Here is a 21,563-nt window from a genome sequence, read left to right as displayed (position 1 = left end):
CCCACCTGGGTAGTATTACTTAAAGTTAGAGTTTTTAATATGCAGCTAATTGGTTGGATTGAGTTAGATATTACACTGGACTCGAGCCAACCAATAAAAAGTCTAACAAACGCCCCAGCGAGGAAGTAAACAAATTTCCCTTCACGTCTTCGTTTTTCTTTTCCCCACCATTCCCACTGTAATATAAAAAGAAACTAAACTAGAGGTAGGTGTGTACATGATCCAATTAACAAACCGCCAGGCACGGCAATTTCTGTTGTTGAAACACGGACTTTTGGATGAATATAAATTTAGCGGGAAGCAGGGCGTACTGGATTTTGCTCGGCAGGTTGGCTGTATTCAATACGACCCCATCGATGTTTGCGGAAAAAACGCCGAATTGGTGTTACAGTCGCGAATCAAAGGATTTACTAAGGGAATGCTCGCCGATTTGCTGTATGAGGATAGAAGCCTTGCCGATTATCCCGACAAGAACCTGGCCATTATCCCTGTTGAGGACTGGCCGTATTTTGAGCGATACAGGCAGGCTGCCCGACAACATGCCGAACGCTATCCCGAAATGAAGGCGTTGACAGCTCAAGTACGAGCTCATATCCAAAACCAAGGTGCACTATGTTCGGATGATTTAAAATTGGATGGAGATTTCTCTTGGCAATCGGCCATCCACTGGAGCAGTGGAAACAATCCATCTCGTTCAGTGCTGGAACAGATGTACTCGACGGGTGAGTTGATTATCCATCATAAAAAAGGAACGCGTAAATATTACGATATAGCCAAGAAGTATATTCATCCAAATCTACTGAATGCATCAGAGCCGCTGGTTGATGAACTTGAGCATCATAAGTGGCGGGTACTACGTCGAATTGGCTCTGTTGGTCTCTTATGGAATCGTGCTTCAGATGCATGGTTGAATATTTGGGGGCTGAAAGCAGCACAGCGCAAAGAGGTTTTCCGCCAGCTATTACACGAAGCTCGCATTTTTGCTGTTGCCGTTGAGCAAATGAAGGATATGCTGTACTGCCTCGCGGAGGATTTACCGCTTATTGAAGCCGTTCTTCAAAATCAGGAGCCGAAATGGCGTTGCGAGCTTATTGCTCCACTAGATAATTTCATTTGGGACAGAAAACTTATCAACGAATTGTTTAACTTTGATTACACCTGGGAGATTTACACGCCTGCAATTAAACGAAAATTTGGCTATTATGTGCTACCTCTGTTATATGGAGAGAGCTTCATTGGACGAGCGGAGATTATCGCGGAGAGAAAAACTGAAACACTCGTTGTTAAAAATATCTGGTACGAGAACGGTGTGAAGCAAACAACACAATTGCGAACAGCTTTGAACAGTTGTTTCCAAAAGTTTGCACTATTCAATGGGTGTGAGACAATTTCGGCAGATTCTTTGAACTGAGTATAGAGATAATAAAGTTGTTTACTTTTGAAGTAAAATAATCAGAGCCTTACTACAGTTCGTGTGTAGAAAAGCTCTTTCAAGTTGTTAAAAAATTAGGCTGTGTTCTTAAAGATTGTTGCTATTCAACTAAATACCCTATAAGATGACCTTTTTGAAAGTGTCTATTATAGGGTACATTTTAACTAAAGAGGAGACCATTTTTTTATATCATCAATGATAATTTCTATATGTTTCTTTTCCTTTGGGTTAACAACATATGCAATTTCTTTGTAAGGTAGTGGGCCTGGATAAAAATAAGAAGGATTTTCAATTGTTTTAATTACTGCAGGAATAATTCCAAATATATTTAAATAGAGGCGAATTTTGTTATTGTATTTGTAGACAATGAATAAGTGCTCTCTATCTGTTGGTAGGAAATTCAATATACCCCTTAAAAGACTTTTCTCAGTAGTGTAGGTGTATAAAATATTGTTTTCAACTAATGGCGGATACTTATCTTTTTCCAATTGACGGGGATAAAGTCTAGAATAAAGGTTTTTGATATTCCCTTTTCCTCCTATATCCCATAAGTAATTTCTTAATGCTGTAGCAGTATCGGTTGGGTTACTCAACGCATGAATCGTCCGATGTGACTCCGCAAACGTATATCAATTTCTCTGTTGATTCACCGACTGGAATGCCCTGCGGCGTCTCCGACATCATGAGCAAGCCGCAGGCGACGATTGAGTGAGAGTAAATGAAAGAAACTCCAAAAACCCACTACATTCTAGGGTTTTTGGAGTTTCTTTTTTTAGAGTTAACCCTGCATAGGGATGGCCTTCATTTCATAGATTTTTTGGAGCGTAAGGACTTGATTTGTCTTCTCGTCATCGTCCTCTGCGTAGAGATACGACTCCACAAGTCTGTACCCGAATACGAGAAGGATCATCTCATAGACGCAATTATCAGCGATATGGGATACATCCACATACTGCGAAAATCCTTTATAATACGCAGGGACGCATCGCTGGTAGTATTCAATCATGTGATTGATATCCGATTCATCCGCAATTAGGCTTGCGAGATCCTCTCCCAAGTAACCCCATCCGGATGTGTCCCAATCAATGAGCGCGATTTTCCCGTCGGCATAGATCAGGTTGGTCACCCAGAAGTCCCGGTGGCAAAACACGAGGGGCAGTCTTTCTATGCGGGCTAGTATCTCGTCTGCGTGCTTATCGATGTCGATGAGCATTTGCCGTAAGTGTTGCGGCAATTCGGAGTCTTCCGAGCGTATATAATTGTAGACGACCGGCCATGACCGGTAATGCAGATACGTATTCTTCATGAGATCTGCATGGCTCAGGTTGTTCAGGCTCTGCAATACAGCGGGTTGCTCCAAATACAGTTTGCCTTGATAGCGTCCTAACTCTAGCGCAGCCAGTTCATACATGTCACCGGTCAAGTCTAAACCGGTTACGCCATCGATATATTCCAGCCACAGCTGGAATTCATTTTCATCGGCATTGATCTCAGCGTGATAACATGTCGGCCAGCGGAAGGTATCCGAGAACGTCGCACCCAAGTCGGACGCATATAGATCATATTCCCGTCGCCATGAACCTGGATCTCCGTAACGCTCCCATTTCTTCTGAATTTTTAGCACGATACGGTATGGCAATTTTTCACCATCAGCGGTTTCAGCGTTCCCCGTTATTAGGTACACATTTCCCACCGTTCCGCCCTGTAATTGCGTGGTTTGGCAGTCGGCATAGAAGATATCCTTCTTGAACTGTCGGCTTAAGGCATAGATCAGCGTTTCGAATTTAATAATCATTTCTTCCACCCTCCGTTTCTCTTCGTTTGTTTGCTCTGCGTGGTGATCCTTTTATTTCGAGCCCTCTTGTGGATGGGGTAGCTCGTTTTACCCTGGACATACTTGTTCTCATGCTGCTGGGCAATATATTGCTTCCACCGTTCAAGCGGCAACGAACCATCAGCAAGTGCAGCAAGGACGGCACAGCCCGGCTCGGTCTGATGACGGCAATCTTTAAATCGGCATTTCAGGAACCATTCTTCCACATCGGTAAAGCTGGCGCGTATACCTTCATCGGCTTCAAATAGCCCAAGCTCACGCATACCCGGCGTATCTATGACCATCGCACCGGAGGGGAGCATGAACAGCTGACGGTGAGTTGTCGTATGTCGTCCGCGGCTATCATCCTCCCGAATCGCCTGAACTTTCATTAAGTCCTGTCCCATCAACGCATTGAGCAGAGACGATTTACCGACGCCGGACATGCCGAGAAAGACGACTGTTTTACCAGGCATCAAGTAGGGATTGAGTTCATTTAGCCCCGCACCTGTATGACTGCAGATTGCGTGAACAGGAACATCAGGGATGCTTTGTGTAACTTCTCTGAGCGCGGAGTTGTAGTCTTCCACGAGATCAGTTTTGGTCAGAATGACGACCGGCTGGCCGCTGCTTTTCCTAGCTTGTGTCAGGTACCGTACGATACGTGAGACGTTTAAGTCCCAATTCAGAGAAGAGAGGATGAATACATAGTCAAAGTTGGTTGCAACGATCTGCTCCCTTATGGTTTTGACATAGCCTACAGCATGCCCTGAGTAATCCGCACGCGAGAATTTAGATCGGCGGGGCAGAACCTTAACGATGAGAGAATCTCCATTCTCGTTATAGTGCAACAAGACAAAGTCACCGACACACGGAAAGTCTACACGCGATTCCGCGCTGTGATAGAACGTTCCTTTGAGTACTGCCGTTATTTCCCCGTGCTCAGTCGCAACAGTGAGGCGCTCGCGCTGAAGTTCAATTACCCTGCCGGGTAATAATTCGTCGGGAATTGCTTCTATTTCTGTGTAGCCATAGGTTTTTAAATCAATCATGTTTTTGTTAGCTCCTTTAATGTTGTTTTTTTGGACGCAAAAATGCCACGGACAAGCAGCCTCTAAAGAAGCTGCTGTCGCGCGGCATCAGGACGCAAAAAAGATACGACCTTCATCGTATCACGCAAACAGCAATATTCACGAAAGGTTACTTTAAAAAATGGCATACCAAATAATACGGGCATTTTCCCGTTTTTTTCGCGTATGCCTACTATTCAGTTTTAAGACCAAATCACCATATTAGTAGTTGCCATTAAAAACATCTCCCTTCGTTTTAGGAACTTGCTTATCACTAAGCTGTCTATAGAATAACCCGTTTTGGAAAAAAAGGCAATACTTGCCTGCGGGGCATGACGGTGCATATTGTGTCGGCCTTCACCATCGAGCCTGTCGTTGAGCTAAATTTCCTGTCAGGTATATTTAGTCTCCAAGTAAGGATAAACAAGGGAAAAAGTTAATAATACAGCATAATTGATTAGAATCAAGATGGAAACTAGTATGAATTACCAATAGGTACTCGTTGTTCTACAAACGGGCGCTTTCCTTGAATAAGGAAAGTTTTATAAAGGGCCAAATTGTAATAACTTATTTTTTTAAATAACTCCAATTTCGATTTTGGGAACTTCTGTTAATTTATATCGTTAAATTTAAAAAAGGCTCTTCACTATAACTTGTGGTTGACTTCCCCTCCGCCAGTGTGCTTTCCAGGGGGCGTCCAGATGAGCCGCTTCACTCGCGCTCCAGGGTCTCATCCAGTTCACTTAATCCCCTAAGAGTCACACTGGCTTCGCTCCAGTCAATTACTATTACAATTAAAAATGTCAACCACATCTTTTGGTGATGAACCTTAAAAAATTGGATAATAAAGTTTAGATGCATTAATAACATTAGGGTTGAATAAATAAGGGGGATATATATTGAGTACTTTTATTTATATGGTTAGACACGGTGAGTCGCCAAAAGAAGGAAATGAAAGAACCAGAGGATTAACCAAAAAAGGTACTTTAGATGCTGGGCGAGTAGCTGACATATTGAAAGATGAAAAAATTGATGTAGTTGTTTCAAGTCCATATATACGTTCAATACTGACTGTTGAAAAAATTACTCAACAAATAGGACAAGAAGTATTAGTTTATGAGGATTTAAAAGAAAGAAAATTTTCTTCTGAAAACAAAAGATTAGATGATCAGATATTGGAGCAGATTTTGGAAAAGTCTTTTTTTGAATTTAATTTTTCTATAGATGATGGAGAATCAAATGCTGAATGTCAAACAAGAGCTATAAAAATTTTAAAAGAACTATTAGATACTTTTAAAAATAAAAAAGTAGTGATAGGAACCCACGGAGCTGTTATGACCTTGATGATGGGATATTTCGATAGCTCCTATGACTTGAACTTTCTATATAGCACATCAAAGCCCGATATTTATAGAATGGAATTTAATGAACACGAATTATTGAACATTCAAAGACTATGGGATGTAAGTATTAGCGTTAAACAATAAAACTTATTTCTTGTTAATTCAACAATCGGGCGCTTCTATTAAGGAATGGGTCTATTTGCATTCAAGGTCCATTTCATGGTTCATCGTCTTGTATAAACGGTTCAGAGAATCTATATTAGCTTTGGTAATGATTTTTTGATGATATTCACATATTTAACATCGTTCGAAGATTGGACGGTGTTAAATATCATCACTTATGTTATTTTATTTTCATTGTGAGAGACTTTAGGAATAACTACTTCTCTTTTGTCAGAAATTTAACTAGTTTTACTTTCCTTTTTATTTGTTAACATTAGTATCAATTGTCCGAAAAATGCTACTAAAACAAGACAGCCCGCAACAAAAGGAAAATAAGAAGGTGATAAACCGGCAAACAGGACAATTCCCCCAAACGTAGAACCGATTGCGCCCCCTAAATAATTAGCAGAACTATTTAATGCGACGGCAGCTGCACCATGTTTAGGTTGTGAGCGAAGTAATACATGTTGTTGTGGAGCCAATGAAGCCCAGCCCACTGCTCCTCAAAAAACGAAAGGTCAAAACGCTATTACAGGAAATTTAAGTGCGGATGGCAAGCTAAATATCGCAAAAGCCAATATCGCTAGGATCCAGGCCATAATCTGGACTGGACGTCCGGTTCAGATTTTCAAAGAACAGAAAACTATTTAATTATTTCTGATACAGATATTTTTAAAGGAAATGGTATCTATAAAACGTCTTGGACACAACCATCAGATTCGAAGTCTTTAAATTTCATGTTACAAACAATACAGGGACAAATGTAACCGTGCAAATTCAACAGAATAGTCACACGCAAACTTATAATTTAGTGGCTAATGGTTCTACTACATGGGTCCAATCAGCTGCTTCTTCTGGTGACCATACAATAGTGGTCACAACATCTGATGGAAGGATTTTTAAAGGGGATGTTTTTGTCAGTAGATCTGATGTTCCATTGAACTAATTAGAAAGACTTTAACAAAGTTAAGTTCTTTAACAGGGGATTGAGTGCAACAAAGATTTATAACGTATACATAAATAAACCAATTTTTGGAAACAAACTTAAAAGCCACAAAATGTATTTAGTTATTCCATTAAAGGGCGCTTTTCTGTAATAAGGAAAGCGTCTTTATTCATGGAAAGGGCCAGATTGTGACATAACAATACACTTCATAATTGGGTATTAATGTTAAAATATAAAAAGTTATGAAATAATGAACTAAAACTAAAGTCTGTCTTCAATTGAGGGGGAACTAAGCTGAAAATTATTAAAGTAATGCTTGCTTTAATTGTAGTAGCGATTTCAATGTACGGATTAATGACAAAGGATTTTTCATATGGTCCAATATCATCTTTATTGCTTGGAATTCTCTTTGCAATTATGGGAATTGAAGAATATAAAATGAAAGGAAAAAATGGTTGGGGAATGTTTCTTATAATAGGATCTTTGTTAATTATTGTGATGGCTCTTTTTAGTTTTTAATTATGTTTGAGTGGCATTAACAACTAATGGAGTACTAATGAACAATTCGAAAACTGTCCATAGAATTGTGTCTCTTTTGTTATGTGGTATTTCTTACTTACTTGAAACAAATTGGCAGTAAATCAAAATGAAGAGTCTAACGAAATAAAGCTAAAGTTTTTAAAAAGCAATTACGGTAACAAGTCCGCAGATGATATATTGGTATTCGTAGTATAAGATAAGGAGTAAAACTATGAATGAATTTAATAAAACGTTGACATTTGTAAATGAATTACTTTATGAACCGAATCATTTAACTATAAAAAACATCCGAGAGGAATCCCAAAATTCTGATTACGGGGCTGGGGTATTTCAGTTAAATTCTAAATCTGTTAGATTTAGAGTCGCAAAAATAACACCTAACAAGGTGGGACAGTTTGTTTCCTTTTGGGAAAAGGATGAAGCTAATAAAAATCAAGCATTTTCATATGATAATGCCACTGATTTACTGGTAATAAACACTTTTAATAATACTGGTGATTTTGGCCAATTTGTTTTTCCAAAAGAAGTTCTTTTAAAACAAAACATCCTTAAAACGGCTAATACAAAGGGGAAAATGGCTATTAGAGTTTATCCTAGTTGGGATACTCCCACCAGCAAACAAGCAATAGCAACTAAAAAGTGGCAATCACCATATTTTGTTAAAATGGAAGCTACTACTCGTTTATCAATTCATGAGCTATTAAAATTATACTCCTTCTAAAATTAGATATCTTTAACTGTGTCATTCAAATATTTACTGAACAATTCGAGGGCATATGCAGTAGCTCATTCCACAATTGGGCGCAATTCTTTAATAAAGAATGCGTCTTTTTCCATTAAAGGGCCATTTAACCGAAATAAATCATGTTAAAATTGAATCAATTAAAAAGCGAAGGTAGGAGGATTCTAATAATATGAACCCTCACAATCAATTTTTCCTTATTTTTACAAAGGTCTTTTTGTGGTATTAATATATATTTGAAACTAAATGGTTAGAGTAGTCGTATAAGGTATTATAGATTAGAGGAGGTCGGAAAAATGGATTATACTAAAATTTATAATGAGGAACTGATTGCCTTAGTAAAAGAGAAAATAAAGTCCGTCGGTGAAATTAAAGCGGTGAAGTTTGTGAGAGAACAAACAGATATGTCCTTAATACAGGCAAAAAAATTTGTAGATTTTTGTAAAGAATAGACATAAAAATTAGAGTCACTAAACTGTGGCTCTAATTTTTATTAAAAGTATCTTAAATAGTCATTGAACTACTAAATAATAAACTTCGACAGACGTAAACTACGATATGTTTCTGTCATTTTTTTGTGCTTTCATTGCTATGACTATCAATGTTTTAAACGTGAATGTAGTCCGTTCACAATAAAAAATGGTTTAAAAAAAGAAAAAGAGATTTTATTAAACGAGAAAATTGTTAGTATATATACTACCTAAAATAGATATAGAAATATATGAGAAAATGCTATTAATAATAAAAAATAGTTATTCAACAATCGGGCGCGATACTGTAATAAGGATCAGCGCTTATTTTCATTAAAGGGCATATTATTGAATAACAACATTTCAAATCGTTATCAAACGAGCGTTTGGGAACAATTTGATTACAACTTATGTCTATATTGTAAAAGGGAGGTATCATTATGTGGTTAATATTAGGTCTTATTGCTATAGTAGCAACTTTTATAAATCTTTATATGTATACAACAGGTAAAGATTATAAACTTGCGATGGCAATGGGGTTATCATTTACAGCATTGACACTCTGTGCAGAACATAGCCTTGTATCTAACTGGGTAAAAGTTGAAGATTGGGCGGCTTTATTGGATGTTGTACCTACTATGGAAAAGGCGTTATGGTTTCTGTCAATTGTTTCTATTTTGCTAAATATAGCACCTATACTTTTAGAACTAAAAAATAAAGGCTCTGTTAAAGGGAATTGTTGATATTTGATAAATGTCAGGATTCAACGTGGAATTACTGAACGGAAGCCTCGTAAAAGAGGTGGGAAATCTAAACATAGGGGAATAAGCAAAGAACAAGTCTATGTTCTCTTTGCCAGAGACCGAACCAATGCAACTGTCTCAAAAGTTGCTTGTATGGGGCGTATTAAAAGTTCTAAATTGTCTAATGAAAACGTGCTTGTAACCGATTTTTGGAGAGCCTATAAAACCAATGCAAAAGAAAAGGGCTTAGAGTATTATCTGATTAAATCAAACGATGGAAAGCACATTATTAAGGGCTTGTATCCCATCCAAAATGTCAATGGTCTCCAAAAAACAATGGATAGGTCGTTTTAAAGGTGTAGCTACGAAATATCTTGATAATTACCTTTATTTTGGTTCTTATTTGTCGATAGTCGCAGAAACGAAAATATCAATCAGCATAAATTTAGTGCGTAGTCCTTATTTAAAATAGAAAATTACGAAAATTCGTCAAGTTATTACATTTACTATTACAATTGAAACAAAAAATGAAAGGAGGTAATATATTGAAACAACAAAAAGAGTTTTATCCAATCATTTTAACTTTAGTTTTGTTCTTAGTTGCATTATTTATTTTCTTTGTATTTAGGTCTCCGAATATAAATCTATGGATTCCAATTTTCTTATATGTTTTGATAGACATTGGGTTTATTGTGTCGTTAATTTTAGGGATCAAGTCTAAAAATATAACTGTAAAGGTGTTCAGTATTCTTTCAAATATTACATTTATGATACCGTTATCAATATTTATATTTCTGTTACTGTTGGCAAATGGAATTTCTGGACCATAAATCAAGGAAACTCGTTAGGGCTTCCTTAATTTATTATTCGATATTTTAGCTACAACAAAACTAGCTTCAGTTCAAAAAACATAGGCGCCGACATCTTACTTTCGTAAAATGCTAGCACCTATGTTTAGAAATAGGTTTTTTCCCAACCTCTATCAAATTTCTATATCGCTAATTAAAAGCCCTTTGCAGCTTCCTTCAAGCCGAGTATGACGTCTAATTGCTCCTCATACTTATCTTGCGTTGTATATTTACGATTCAATTCAATATGTGCTAGCATTTTCTCCACTAGCTTTGTATACGAAAAATCCGGTTGCTCAAAAATATCAATATAACCCGGCTCATCTCGGTGTCGAATACGCCAATGCCCATTTCCATCCTGATACGCATTCGCTATAATTTCCTGTACCGCCACCTGCGTAAACATAACTATGTGTTCCTTCATCGACAGCCCACTCACATATCTTTTCACCGACTGTGGTGCATCCTCTGGGAAAATCCCATTATCCATATTCGCCTCTGCTGCCTGAGCTTCTGCCGCCGCATTCACTCTCTCTAGCGACCCTTGATGACCACTTAGCTCTTTCATATAACGCTCATGACCAATCAAATCGCCCTGCCTGAAAGCGACAATCGCCTTATGCTCGAGTTCAATCATTTCTTTAAACGATAACTCGCGCACTTCCTCATTCTGACCATTATCACGCTGCTCTGCTGCCTGCTGTGTCGCAACAAGTAGATTACCAAAATCCGCATCGTATCCTTGCTTCGCCACCTGCCGATAAATATTCATTACCCCATCTTGTACCGCTTGCATCTTCATCCATTCACACCTACCAATAATATATTAATTATTATATACATCGACAAACACACAATAATTTCCATATGAATTAGTAATCCTTTTTAAAGAATTTAGTGATTAAATTTATTTGTTTTATACAACCCAAATACAAATAACGTTCCCAAATCAAAGTTTGGAAACCCATTAAAAGGCCACGAATGCTGTTAAATCAGTGTTTTGTGGCTTTTTGTATGAACAGTATCTAGATAATTTTTTAACGATGAAATCTGCATTTTCAACCGGCTCCTCAACTTCAACTAATAGGGCTTAAGTTGATTAAGCATCTCTGTTCTTCTTCCACTAACGGGAGCGATTGTTGAACAACATAGGAAGAAAATAATCAATCTTTTTTATAAAAATCAATTTTAGTATTACAATATAAGACTCCATTTTGATCATCTTTTTTCAAAATGGAGTCTTTTTATTTATAGAAAAATGCCGGTTTGTGAGATATTTTTGATCAAACTTTATTACAAAGCTACATCTTTATGTTCCCGTCCAAATGCTTTAGATTTTGTTCTTTTCGTTTTTGTATTTAAACTTATCCTTTAGACAAATAATTCAATCAAAATCGTTCATAATAATGAAAAGGACGTGATGACTATTCTAAATGAGAAGAAGATATCAAAGTTAAAAAATATGTTAATTGAGCAAAAATACTCGCTCCAACGAAGAATGGATACAGATGATGAATATTTAGAACGAGGAAGTTTACGGGATTCTGTTGATGAGTTGTCAACCATCGATAATCATCCAGCAGATCTAGGTACTGAATTATACGAACGTGAAAAAGATATGGCGTTAAAAGTCCATGACGATGATGAGTTAGCAAAAGTAAATGCCGCCTTACAAAAGATTGAGGATGGAACCTATGGTGTATGTGAAGTTTGTCAACAAGATATCCCTTACGATCGATTGGTAGCACTGCCTTATACCGCTTTTTGTATTGAACATACTGCAAAAGACGTTCCAACAGATCGACCGGTTGAAGAGCAAGTGATGCTTCCTCCAGTTGACAATTCTTTTTCTGGCCGAGATGACAAGGATGATATTCATGATTATGAAGATGTGTTTCAAGTTGTGGCAAAATATGGAACCTCTGAATCACCGTCCGATTTTGAAGGGGATTTTGAAAATTATGATGAATTATATGAAGACCCTGAAGAAATTGCCGTTAATGATGAATGGGATTCCTACCATATCTCCGAAACAGATGAATTAACACGCCAAGTTTCCATTCAGGAAGTAGAACACGCGAGAAAATTTGACTATTTAGAGGATTAAATGTGGGAATCAAAATAAGTCTAACAAAAAGCATTATTGAAGTAACAGTTGCTATAGTTTAATAAACGATATTTCACAAACGGGCGCATTTCTTTTGTAAGGAATGTGTCTTTCTTCGTCTAAAGGGCTAGATTGCGGAGGATTGATTTAGCTATATTTCTATTGGGGGTGAGGGGGTTTGGAGGAGGTGGGTGTTATTTATAGGTGTCTGCTTACATGATCGGCGTGTTCGAATGGAATAGAGTATTCTTCAAATCAACACAGAGATAAACCCGAGTTGTTTTGATTTTCCATTACAACCAGCACACCTCCGAATCAAGTGGATATCATTGAATTTAAAGGCGTGTGAGGAACTTCGAAGATAAAAAAGATAAGAAAACATTCCAAGCCTTTTATTCGTTTCATATATTACTGGGAATATGGAAGTATTCTAGAGGAATATAAAGAGTATGATCAGTTCGATTTATTTACTTTGAATCTGTTAGGATGTTTTTTTACTTTATTTTGTTTGATAGGTATTCCACCATGATTATCATTTTTGATAAAATCCAACAAATATTTTTTACAAAATTAAAGACTTCTTGATCTTGTGCCTTGCTTCCACCTACTACCTTGGATACTATAATGGTAAATAATTAATTAATTGGATCACTGTGCTAAATAAAGCAGTTCATTATGTTGAACGCAGCACTTATGTTTATACAATTGAAGAATAAAAGACGCCTGTCACGATTGTAGAGATAGATTCCTATATAGCCAATGTCTCTAAAGAGTTGTTTCATCAACAGGAAGTCGTTTTACACAGTACGTCAAACTATTTGATGGACAGTATGAAACACTCTCAGTTCTATGTTCAGTAAAAGTTGGAGGAATAGAAAATCTATGAACATATCTTTAAACAAAACAAAAATGTTACTTGCATTACTCATTTTGTTAGTAACAATTACAGGCTGCACCACAAAAAATCCTGTATCTTCTAATGAAGATCAATCTATATCTAATCAAAACCAAAGTACTGCTTCTAAAACCGAGACCATAAATGAAACGTCACTTGCAGAAATGACGAACATACCATTAAACCCACCGGTTGAGTATGATCCTGCCTGGCCAGATCGAACGATAAAGTCTTCTAGAGGGCATCTTGTGAATAGTTGTGTTCCAGATGAGCTACGCGATCAAGCAACTACATTGACAACCAGTGATGGGGTATATTTGTCGGCACTTGTGCTTGGTAGCGGAAATAAAGGAGTCCTGCTTGCACACGAGCAAGGTTATTCCATTTGCTCTTTTCTTGACATAGGAACTGAACTGGCAGATAACGGATATTTAGTTATTATTCCTGAATATCGTAATCACGGTGCCTCACAGAAGATCCAAGTTAATGAACATATAGAGCTTGATGCAGATGCAGCCTTAAACGAACTCAAACGAATGGGTGCTAAAAAAGTATTTTTGGCAGGAGCATCATGTGGTGGTACAACAGCAATCGTTGCAGGCGTTCGTCAAGAGCTTCCTATTGAGGGACTAATTATTCTTTCTTCTCCTGCACAATGTTCAAACCTTGATGCAATTCCAAGTGTCAAAGAGATTAAAGCGCCATCCTTGTTTGTTTTTTCACCTGGTGATTATGGAGGCAGTATTGAAAAACATGTGCGTCAATTATATCAAGAATCTAGAGCAACTGATAAAGAGCTAATTGTGGACGAGAGCGGTTATCACGGAACAGATATGTACCATATGGGGCAGGATGGTGACGTATTAAAGTCCCTACTCATTGACTTTGTTAAAGAGGAATTTAAATGATATGAACTCAACGATGCTTTGCCCGTTTGGATAAGGTTATCTAAAGGGGTGTTCTTATAATGAAAGGAAAAGTAAATCAGAATCAAATGATCGATTTGATAATTGTTGAGTAACAATACCTTAAAGTCTGTTGGGTATATTAATAAAGGGATGATTTGATGGAATGATTCTCTTGGAATTAGCGAAATCATAGAAGATAAGAAGTAACAGATGAAGTAACAGAATAAAAATAAATAATCCGGATAAATAATTTTATCTGGATTATGTATTTACCAACTTTCAGGAGGGGTACTTTGAAAAAAAAAGTTTTATTACTTTTTGCAATAGTTGTAGTAATGTTTTTTCTACTTGGTAGTAAATTATTTTTTAATAATAATGTTTCGGACTCTAAGTTTTATATAAATATTTTCAATCCTAAAAATTTAATGAATACATTCTATCAGTATGATCCGATTAAAAATACAAATAAAATATTATTAAGTGATAATATGGAAGATTATACTTCATTTGCTTATTCTGAAGGGAGTAATAAATTGTACTTTGCAGATGGAGCTAAGGATCACACAATTCAATTGTTTGAAAATGACCTAAATACTAATCAATCTAAACAGCTGACTACTGAATTTAGTAACATAGATTTTATCCAAATAGATAAAGAACAAAATATTCTCTTTATGAGGGTATTGTTAAAAGATGAGTATAAAAATTTTCATATAGCTACTTATAACCTTCAAACAAATAAAGTTGAAATATGGGCAAAAGAAGATAAAGATAGAAGTATTTTAGATTTTAATTATAATCCGAACAGTAATAAATTAATTGTCGTTTCTTACTCCGAAAAGGATGATACTAAAAACTAGAAGAAGCAAATAACAATCATACTAAATTACAACCACCAAAATACAGTTTAGATATATATAATACAAAAGGAGAAAAAAAAGAACACATTGATACAGTTGAGAAGTTTATAAGTGGAGTATCATTGGCACCAGATAATAGCTCGGTAATAATTAGTTACGATGAAAAGATAAATAGTCCGATTTCGCATGTTGCAGAAATAGATATCAAATCAAATAAAATGAAGCCATTACTATCTAGTAATAGCAGTTATTCAAAAATTCGTTCCGTTAAATTTGATGAGAAAAAAGAAGGATTTTATTTTTTATCTAGTTTTATTGATGAAAAAAGAGATTATAGTGTTTTGGAAATACCTAAAGAAAGCATGCTCTGTTACTATGATCTGAGAAAAAATAAAATTAGAAATGTATGGAAAGCTGAAAAAAGCATACTAGTTAATTATTCAGCTGATAATTTTTGATATAAAAAATGGCACCTTAAAGGCGGCTGGTTTTTAATCATTTACTTGATATTCAACAATCGGGCACGTTTATTTAGGAACGTGTCTTTTTTTAAAAAGGGCCAGATTGTGGAACAAATCTATTGTAAAATAGTTGATGAAGAAAAAATTATAGGATGTTTATGTAAAAGAAAATATTTACTAAATCTATTCCATGTTATATTATGACAGTAGTGTCATATGACGCAGGTGTCATAATGAAAGTGAGGTATTACCCATTGCCATCTTCAACATTTTTTAACCTACCCAAAGAGAAGAAATTAAAGATTTTAGAAGTTAGTATGGCTGAATTCTCTGAGCATGGTTATCAAGAGTCCAGTATCTCAAGCATTATTAAGAAAGCTGAAATTCCTAGGGGGAGTTTTTATCAATACTTCGAAGACAAACTTGATTTGTATAAGTATGTAGTTGAACAAGTAGGCATCAAAAAACACGAGTACTCCCAATATTTAACCCAGATAACTAGTGAAATGAAATTTATTGATATTGTAAGGAACCTATTTATTGGGGGAATTCATTTTTACCGTAAGCATCCTGATATGGCCAAAATTGCAAACGACCTTATCTTAAATTCCGATCAAGATTTGAAAAAATCACTACTTGGGGAAGAAGATAAAAAGAGTAATGAATTTTTTCATACATTAATTAATGAGAGTAAGAAGAAACATGAAATTGATCAGAGATTAAATAATGAAACAATCATTTTGCTTATTCAAACTCTTAACCTGTCACTTGTTCAAAATTTCATCAACAAATCTGGCAACGATTATTTTGATGATAAGCTATTTTCTTTAATTGATGAAATGATGTTGTTCTTAGAAAAAGGTCTATCAATCCCAATACAAGGGAAGGAGAAAAACTTTTGATGCGTAAATATGATACGCCATTGGCTATTTTCTTTGCTCTATGCTCCATAAGTTTACTGTTTGCATTTATATTTAATCACGATTTACTAGATTGGGCTTTTGCAAGACATCATAATCAGCTTTCTTGGTATATCAGACCTATATTTATTATTCCTTTTTGTTTTTTTGCCTTCAAGAGGAGCCTTGCTGGAATCTCCTTCACTCTGTTCTGTATTTTCACATCCATGTTTTGGTTCCCGGAACCGACTACCGTAGATACAATAGTGCAAGAATTTCTTCAATATGAAGTCGATTATTTAACTGGGGATTGGGGATTGGGTAAAATTTTGCTTACATTGATTGTACCACTATCTTTAACCCTCCTAGCTCTTGCTTTCTGGCAACGTAACATTTGGTTCGGCTTGTCAATTATGGCCTTTATTGCAGTAGGGAAAGTAGGATGGAGTATCCTATTTGCAGGGGACTCTGGCAAATCTATAATTATTCCAGCTACATTAGGTCTTATAGTATGTTTGGTATTTGTTTATCTCGGAATTACACGAAATAAGAGGCGACAAAATTGACATGGTTAGAGAAATAGAATATTCAATTGTAAAAAAATAAGTGGTTTTAGAATAAAAATTATTTATTGTTATTCCATTAAAGGGCCCGATTGTGGAATTAGCGTTTCTCTTATTCAACTAACGTGGTCCTTTAATTGAAGAAGATAGCAAAACCAGAAGCAACAATCTTTGAGAAAACAGCTATTAAATTAACGGTGTAGTTTAGTTTTATACTTTTTGGATTTAAAAGATATAAGGGGGAAAAGGTATGCAAATACTATTAATTCGCCACAGAGAATCTGAAGCAGCTATTTTAAATGTACATGATTAACGGAAAGAGGTAGAAAGCAAGTGGGAAGTTTATCACAAAAAGTAAAAAATGATTTCCCGCCAGATTTTATATGGGCAAGTACGTTAAAAAGAGCACGTGAAACTGCTGAAATATTAGGGGAAACTATTGGATGCCCAGTACAATTGGAAGAAGAATTAATGGAGTTTAATAATGGTGTACAAGCTGGATTATCCTTTGAAGAAGCGAAAAAGTATCCTGAGCCAAAATTTTTTCATGAAAGTTTTGAAAATGGAGAGACATTCATAGAATTTCGAATGAGAATTGAAACGATATTTTCTAAGATTGTGACAGGAAATACATATGAGCGAATAGCGATTGTTGCTCATGGTGGGGTAATTAATAATATATTACGTGCTTTTTACCAAATGCCAATCAACATGGATTATTATTTTAAAATTGGAGATACAGGAATTAGTTTAATTGAACTTACTGATAAGGAAAAGGTAATTCACTTTATAAATGATACGAATCATTTAGGGAATATATAGGATATTTCTTAAAATTTTGTTCAACTTTTTAAGAAAACACACTATTTAATCAATAGAATCCCACCGTTAATTTTAAAAGGGTGGGTTTTTATAACGAAAATCAACGTTTACAGGATACTTTTAATCAAATTTTATTTCAACGCTACGGGAGGACATTCATTTGCGGACAGATATAGATAATTGGGAATCAATCACCATAACAGAAATTAATAAGCTCTTTTCTATTATTCCAATTAAATGGGGTATTGCAGGGGGATGGGCTTTAGATCTACATTTAGGCAAACAGTCAAGGGCACATGATGATATAGATGTAATAATACTTCGAGACGAACAATTGACTGCCTATAATCATTTGTCAGGTGATTGGATGTTATACAAAGCAGAGAATGGGAAACTTGTTCCTTGGCAAGAAGGCGAGTTTTTAAAAACCACAAATGACATCTGGGTTACAAAAAGCAGTAGTTCTCCCTGGGCTTTTCAAATTATGTTAGTAGAGACTGAACAACAATCCTGGATATACAGGAGAGAAAAATCTATTCGAAGAAGATTAGAGGATATATTTTTAAGAACAGATGATGAGATACCTTACCTAAGACCCGAGATTCAACTCCTTTATAAAGGTGGTAGTCCAAAGGTTAGAGAAAAAGACTTTCAAGATTTACAAATTATGCTTCCATATTTACTGCCTGAACAAAGGGATTGGTTAAAAATGACTTTGAAAAGACAATTTCCAACTGGTCATTCGTGGCTTGATTATATCTAAGTGTGAAATATTATTCAAAATATAAATTGAACCAATTCTTAAGTGAGCTGTGTGGTAACAAACAACAAGAATTAATTGGATTAATATAAATGAAATCGTAGGGAGAATATTCTTCCTACTTTTTTTATAAGAAAATGTAAATGATTTAAGCTAAATCATGAACTAAATTGTCTAATGTATAGAAGGGAGTGAGTTACATTATTCGTTTAATTAAAAAAGCTCAAAAAGGAAATGAAAAAGCCTTTTTAAAACTTTTTCAAATGTATGAAGCAGATATATATCGAATGGCATTTGTTTATTTAAAGAACGAAGAGGAGGCTCTAGATATTGTACAAGAAACTGCTTATAAAGCGTTCGATAAAATTGAAAGCTTAAAAGAACCTGCGTACATTAAAACATGGCTTATTAAGATTACCATTAGTAATTCACTGAATCGGTTAAAAAAGCTAGAAAAGATTGTGCCTATGCAAAATGAATACATAGACAATATACAGTTTGAACAGGGTGACCATACCGTTAAAGTCTTGCTACAACAGATATTAGAAGAATTAACAAGCGATGAAAAAGGAATTGTATTACTGAAATATTACGAGGGCTATACTTTTCAAGAAATTGCAGACATGCTCCAAATCCCATTAGGAACAGTAAAGTCCATCCTATATCGTGCATTGAAAAAGTTACGTGTTCAAGTAGAGGAGGCAGATTTTTATGGATAAGTTAAAAGAATCAGTGAAGTCGATTCCATTGCCGCAGAATTTACACAAAAGAGCGAAAATGGGTGTTAGCCAAGTAAAGAAAAAAAGGAAGAAAACATGGCTCATTCCATCAGTGGCCACCGTATTTCTAGCTAGCTCTATTACAGTTGGTGCTGCAATGAATGACGATGTAAAAAATTTGCTATGGCATATTAGCCCAGAAATAGCGGCATTACTTGAACCAATAGAAAGTACTGTTGAATATGGTGGGATAAAAATGGAAATTGTTTCAGCGATGCAGGATGAAGATATGGCCGTCGTGTATGTGACAATGCAGGATGTTGAAGGAAACCGTATTGATGAAACATTGGATATTTATGATTATTCCATGTCAAAAGGACGGTCTTTTACAGTTGAAAGAATTGGTTTTGATCCTACAACGAAAACAGCCTTTGTTCGATTTACGTCGTTTAATGGGAGTAGTACAGATAAGTTTAAGCTAAAAATCCGTTCTTTTTTAAGTGATAAATCAGTGTTAGAGGGTGTAACATTCCCATTGGATCTACAAGATGTGGAAAAACAACAAACAGAGATTTTGCCAGATGATACAATTCGAGGAAGTGGTGGAGAGTCCCCTGAAGGAGATGCATATGTACTACCAGCGGGTATATTGAATATTCAAACACAACTATACGACAGAATGCAAATTACAAATATAGGACTTCATAATGACAAACTATATGTGCAAACAGAGTGGCCCGCCAATAATGCGATTGAACACGGAGAATTTTATTTAGTGAATCCAGCTGGGCAGAAGATTCTACCAACAGTGAGTTATTCTTACGGGAGAGATGAACAAGGAAAACCAATTTATGCGTATAATTATGAGGAAAATGTCTTTAATGTGAAGGATATCAATCTAGCTGAGTATGAGTTGAAGGCAAAGATTTATACAGCTGATCAATATGTAGAGGGAGATTGGGAAGCATCCTTCAAACTCGAAGAAATGAGAGGGCAGTCGGTGCCATTTGCTATGGACTTTGGTGACTGGGTAGCGAAAGAGCTGAAGATTTCTCCACTGGGTTTAACGATTATAGGGGAAGGCAATGCGACAGAAACAGAAGAATTAACGGCTACAATTGTTAAAAAAGACGGAAGTCATAAGGAATTAACAAGTTTAGTTTCCTTCACGGATGAAAATCAAGTGAAACTGAAGTTACTATCAGAGAGTCCATTAATGCCCGAACAAATTAAATCCATTATTATTAACGGATTTAAAGTAAATTTTTAATATAAGGGGACGTTTTTGGTATCGTGAATAAAATTTATCAGGAGGGAAAAATTGTTTAAGTATATATTGCAACTTATAATTGGAATTTTTATTTTAGCTGTATCAACATTTATTGCTTGGTATGAGGGAAGTGCCATTATAGATAATTCTTTAGAATGGAAGTATTCAACACCGTTTACAGATTTATTTAACATTGATATTACAAATGGGCGTGATATTAGCCAACTTGATTATTTTGTTTATTCAGCTAAATTCCAGCCATTATTCCCTACTATTATGATGGTTTGTGTACTCTACATTCTGAGTGTAATTGGCTATTATCTAATAAAACGCAATACTAAATGGGCTATTGGCTTTTGGGGATTAACAGGTTGTATATGTATATTACTTAGTGGTTTAATTTTTAATTCACCAACTATTGGAGGGAGAATTTTTTTCGGGATGACTTTTATAAGTGGAATTTTAAGTATGGCAATTACTGTTATAGTATGGTTAAGAAATTCCAAGCATTATCTGATTGTTAAAACGAAAAGTTTGTGAAGAAATGTACTTAAAGTAACGGGCGCTTTTCCGTAATAAGGAAAGCGTCTTTATTCATGAAAAGGGCACGATTGTTGAAGATCGTCGGTAGAATATGATCAAACTTTTTTTCAAAACGAGTTCTTATCATTTAACTTAAAATACGGGTTTGGGGGATATTTCTGATCAAACTTTATTCCAAACCAACATATACACCCGAATCAATTACGGCACAGCTATGCAAAGCATATGATTCATAACGGTGCGCCAATTGATGTCATTCAAAGTTTACAGGGGCATGAAAAGAGTGAGACTACAAAGATTTACGTTCACCTAAGCGGAAAGCTAAGATAGGATTTTTACAGTTAATACTTTTTAAATAAAACGTTAATTTCAATTAAGACACTCATGTAGAAATTAGGTGAATTTCGGTTATAGGTCCATTTTGTGGAATAGTGTATATAGGGATGAACGAAGGAAAGACATTTCTAAATGAAGTTTTTGAAACTTTGTTTTATTAATTAACTGTAGATTTGAAATAAAATCACAATATAAGATGGGATGTTTAAGATAAAATTGCGATGTTTATAAAAAAGTATGACTAAAAATTTTGAGTTGATGTGCAGGATTTTTTTCAATAAACGTCTATTCTTGAATAAAGAAATTGCTTA

General features: G+C 35.5%; 23 protein-coding genes and 3 pseudogenes. 21 read left to right on the top strand and 5 right to left on the bottom strand.

Features of this window, described 5'->3' with window-relative positions:
* Positions 1-217: 217 nt before the first annotated feature.
* Entirely contained in the window at positions 218-1,411 is a 1,194-nt protein-coding gene (locus tag QNH24_RS15565; protein ID WP_283868480.1) for a winged helix-turn-helix domain-containing protein, read from the top strand.
* A 185-nt stretch (positions 1,412-1,596) separates the two neighbouring features.
* Here QNH24_RS15565 and QNH24_RS15560 read toward each other — a convergent pair whose 3' ends face one another.
* From QNH24_RS15560 to rsgA, 3 genes are all read right to left on the bottom strand, one after another.
* Positions 1,597-2,025 carry a hypothetical protein gene (locus QNH24_RS15560; protein WP_283868479.1) on the bottom strand — a complete coding sequence of 143 codons (429 nt, stop codon included), beginning with the start codon at positions 2,023-2,025 and terminating at the stop codon, positions 1,597-1,599.
* Positions 2,026-2,210: 185 nt separating this feature from the next.
* Positions 2,211-3,227, bottom strand: coding sequence for an aminoglycoside phosphotransferase family protein (locus tag QNH24_RS15555; RefSeq protein WP_283872863.1), 1,017 nt, complete (start codon positions 3,225-3,227; stop codon positions 2,211-2,213).
* Complete coding sequence (rsgA, locus tag QNH24_RS15550; RefSeq protein WP_283868478.1) at positions 3,224-4,297, bottom strand: ribosome small subunit-dependent GTPase A; 1,074 nt, start codon at positions 4,295-4,297, stop codon at positions 3,224-3,226. Before rsgA ends, QNH24_RS15555 begins: the two co-directional genes overlap by 4 nt.
* A 917-nt stretch (positions 4,298-5,214) precedes the next feature.
* On the opposite strand from rsgA, the gene QNH24_RS15545 reads away from it, so the two are divergent.
* Entirely contained in the window at positions 5,215-5,802 is a 588-nt protein-coding gene (locus QNH24_RS15545) for a histidine phosphatase family protein (RefSeq protein ID WP_283868477.1), read from the top strand.
* A gap of 257 nt (positions 5,803-6,059) precedes the next feature.
* Here QNH24_RS15545 and QNH24_RS15540 read toward each other — a convergent pair whose 3' ends face one another.
* Positions 6,060-6,302 carry a hypothetical protein gene (locus QNH24_RS15540; protein WP_283868476.1) on the bottom strand — a complete coding sequence of 81 codons (243 nt, stop codon included), beginning with the start codon at positions 6,300-6,302 and terminating at the stop codon, positions 6,060-6,062.
* 287 nt (positions 6,303-6,589) lie between these two features.
* On the opposite strand from QNH24_RS15540, the gene QNH24_RS15535 reads away from it, so the two are divergent.
* The 7 genes and pseudogenes from QNH24_RS15535 to QNH24_RS15505 all read left to right on the top strand — a co-directional run bounded on the left by QNH24_RS15535 (position 6,590) and on the right by QNH24_RS15505 (position 10,091).
* Positions 6,590-6,766: a hypothetical protein gene (locus QNH24_RS15535; protein ID WP_283934511.1), complete on the top strand. Its 177-nt coding sequence runs from the start codon at positions 6,590-6,592 to the stop codon at positions 6,764-6,766.
* A gap of 342 nt (positions 6,767-7,108) precedes the next feature.
* Positions 7,109-7,285 carry a hypothetical protein gene (locus QNH24_RS15530; RefSeq protein ID WP_283868475.1) on the top strand — a complete coding sequence of 59 codons (177 nt, stop codon included), beginning with the start codon at positions 7,109-7,111 and terminating at the stop codon, positions 7,283-7,285.
* Positions 7,286-7,517: 232 nt separating this feature from the next.
* Positions 7,518-8,027, top strand: coding sequence for a MepB family protein (locus tag QNH24_RS15525; protein WP_283868474.1), 510 nt, complete (start codon positions 7,518-7,520; stop codon positions 8,025-8,027).
* 317 nt (positions 8,028-8,344) lie between these two features.
* Positions 8,345-8,500, top strand: a complete 156-nt coding sequence (locus tag QNH24_RS15520; protein ID WP_162832712.1) for a hypothetical protein — start codon at positions 8,345-8,347, stop codon at positions 8,498-8,500.
* A 458-nt stretch (positions 8,501-8,958) separates the two neighbouring features.
* Positions 8,959-9,261, top strand: a complete 303-nt coding sequence (locus tag QNH24_RS15515; RefSeq protein WP_283868473.1) for a hypothetical protein — start codon at positions 8,959-8,961, stop codon at positions 9,259-9,261.
* An 18-nt stretch (positions 9,262-9,279) separates the two neighbouring features.
* Positions 9,280-9,690: pseudogene (locus tag QNH24_RS15510) on the top strand (IS1595 family transposase); the annotation flags it as partial.
* Between the two features lie 116 nt (positions 9,691-9,806).
* Positions 9,807-10,091, top strand: a complete 285-nt coding sequence (locus QNH24_RS15505) for a hypothetical protein (RefSeq protein ID WP_283868472.1) — start codon at positions 9,807-9,809, stop codon at positions 10,089-10,091.
* Between the two features lie 172 nt (positions 10,092-10,263).
* On the opposite strand, the gene QNH24_RS15500 is transcribed toward QNH24_RS15505, so the two are convergent.
* Positions 10,264-10,911: a hypothetical protein gene (locus QNH24_RS15500; protein WP_283868471.1), complete on the bottom strand. Its 648-nt coding sequence runs from the start codon at positions 10,909-10,911 to the stop codon at positions 10,264-10,266.
* A 624-nt stretch (positions 10,912-11,535) separates the two neighbouring features.
* Between QNH24_RS15500 and QNH24_RS15495 the strand changes: the two genes are divergently transcribed.
* From QNH24_RS15495 to QNH24_RS15440, 12 genes and pseudogenes are all read left to right on the top strand, one after another.
* The gene (locus QNH24_RS15495) at positions 11,536-12,216 is read left to right on the top strand and encodes a TraR/DksA C4-type zinc finger protein (RefSeq protein WP_283872861.1); all 681 of its coding nucleotides are present in this window, start codon (positions 11,536-11,538) and stop codon (positions 12,214-12,216) included.
* Between the two features lie 882 nt (positions 12,217-13,098).
* Positions 13,099-14,019: an alpha/beta hydrolase gene (locus QNH24_RS15490; protein WP_283868470.1), complete on the top strand. Its 921-nt coding sequence runs from the start codon at positions 13,099-13,101 to the stop codon at positions 14,017-14,019.
* A 293-nt stretch (positions 14,020-14,312) separates the two neighbouring features.
* On the top strand, positions 14,313-14,879 hold the full coding sequence (locus QNH24_RS15485) for a hypothetical protein (protein WP_283868469.1): 567 nt from the start codon (positions 14,313-14,315) through the stop codon (positions 14,877-14,879).
* Positions 14,880-15,001: 122 nt separating this feature from the next.
* Entirely contained in the window at positions 15,002-15,337 is a 336-nt protein-coding gene (locus tag QNH24_RS15480; RefSeq protein WP_283868468.1) for a hypothetical protein, read from the top strand.
* Between the two features lie 257 nt (positions 15,338-15,594).
* A complete protein-coding gene (locus QNH24_RS15475; protein WP_283868467.1) occupies positions 15,595-16,242 on the top strand; it encodes a TetR/AcrR family transcriptional regulator in 648 nt (215 codons plus the stop codon).
* The gene (locus tag QNH24_RS15470; RefSeq protein WP_283868466.1) at positions 16,242-16,805 is read left to right on the top strand and encodes a hypothetical protein; all 564 of its coding nucleotides are present in this window, start codon (positions 16,242-16,244) and stop codon (positions 16,803-16,805) included. Before QNH24_RS15475 ends, QNH24_RS15470 begins: the two co-directional genes overlap by 1 nt.
* 247 nt (positions 16,806-17,052) lie before the next feature.
* Positions 17,053-17,624 (top strand): annotated as a pseudogene (locus QNH24_RS15465) (histidine phosphatase family protein).
* Positions 17,625-17,784: 160 nt separating this feature from the next.
* The gene (locus tag QNH24_RS15460; protein WP_283868465.1) at positions 17,785-18,387 is read left to right on the top strand and encodes a nucleotidyltransferase domain-containing protein; all 603 of its coding nucleotides are present in this window, start codon (positions 17,785-17,787) and stop codon (positions 18,385-18,387) included.
* 188 nt (positions 18,388-18,575) lie between these two features.
* Positions 18,576-19,103 carry an RNA polymerase sigma factor gene (locus QNH24_RS15455; protein WP_283868464.1) on the top strand — a complete coding sequence of 176 codons (528 nt, stop codon included), beginning with the start codon at positions 18,576-18,578 and terminating at the stop codon, positions 19,101-19,103.
* The gene (locus QNH24_RS15450) at positions 19,096-20,373 is read left to right on the top strand and encodes a hypothetical protein (RefSeq protein ID WP_283868463.1); all 1,278 of its coding nucleotides are present in this window, start codon (positions 19,096-19,098) and stop codon (positions 20,371-20,373) included. The genes QNH24_RS15455 and QNH24_RS15450 overlap by 8 nt, the downstream gene beginning before the upstream one ends.
* 51 nt (positions 20,374-20,424) lie before the next feature.
* Entirely contained in the window at positions 20,425-20,913 is a 489-nt protein-coding gene (locus tag QNH24_RS15445; RefSeq protein ID WP_283868462.1) for a YjdJ family protein, read from the top strand.
* A gap of 189 nt (positions 20,914-21,102) precedes the next feature.
* Positions 21,103-21,246, top strand: a pseudogene (locus QNH24_RS15440) (tyrosine-type recombinase/integrase); the annotation flags it as partial.
* Positions 21,247-21,563: the final 317 nt, after the last annotated feature.

It is taken from the genome of Lysinibacillus pakistanensis, from assembly GCF_030123245.1.
Classification (GTDB): Bacteria; Bacillota; Bacilli; order Bacillales_A; family Planococcaceae; genus Lysinibacillus; species Lysinibacillus pakistanensis.
This window is presented reverse-complemented; position numbering and strand designations above follow the sequence as displayed.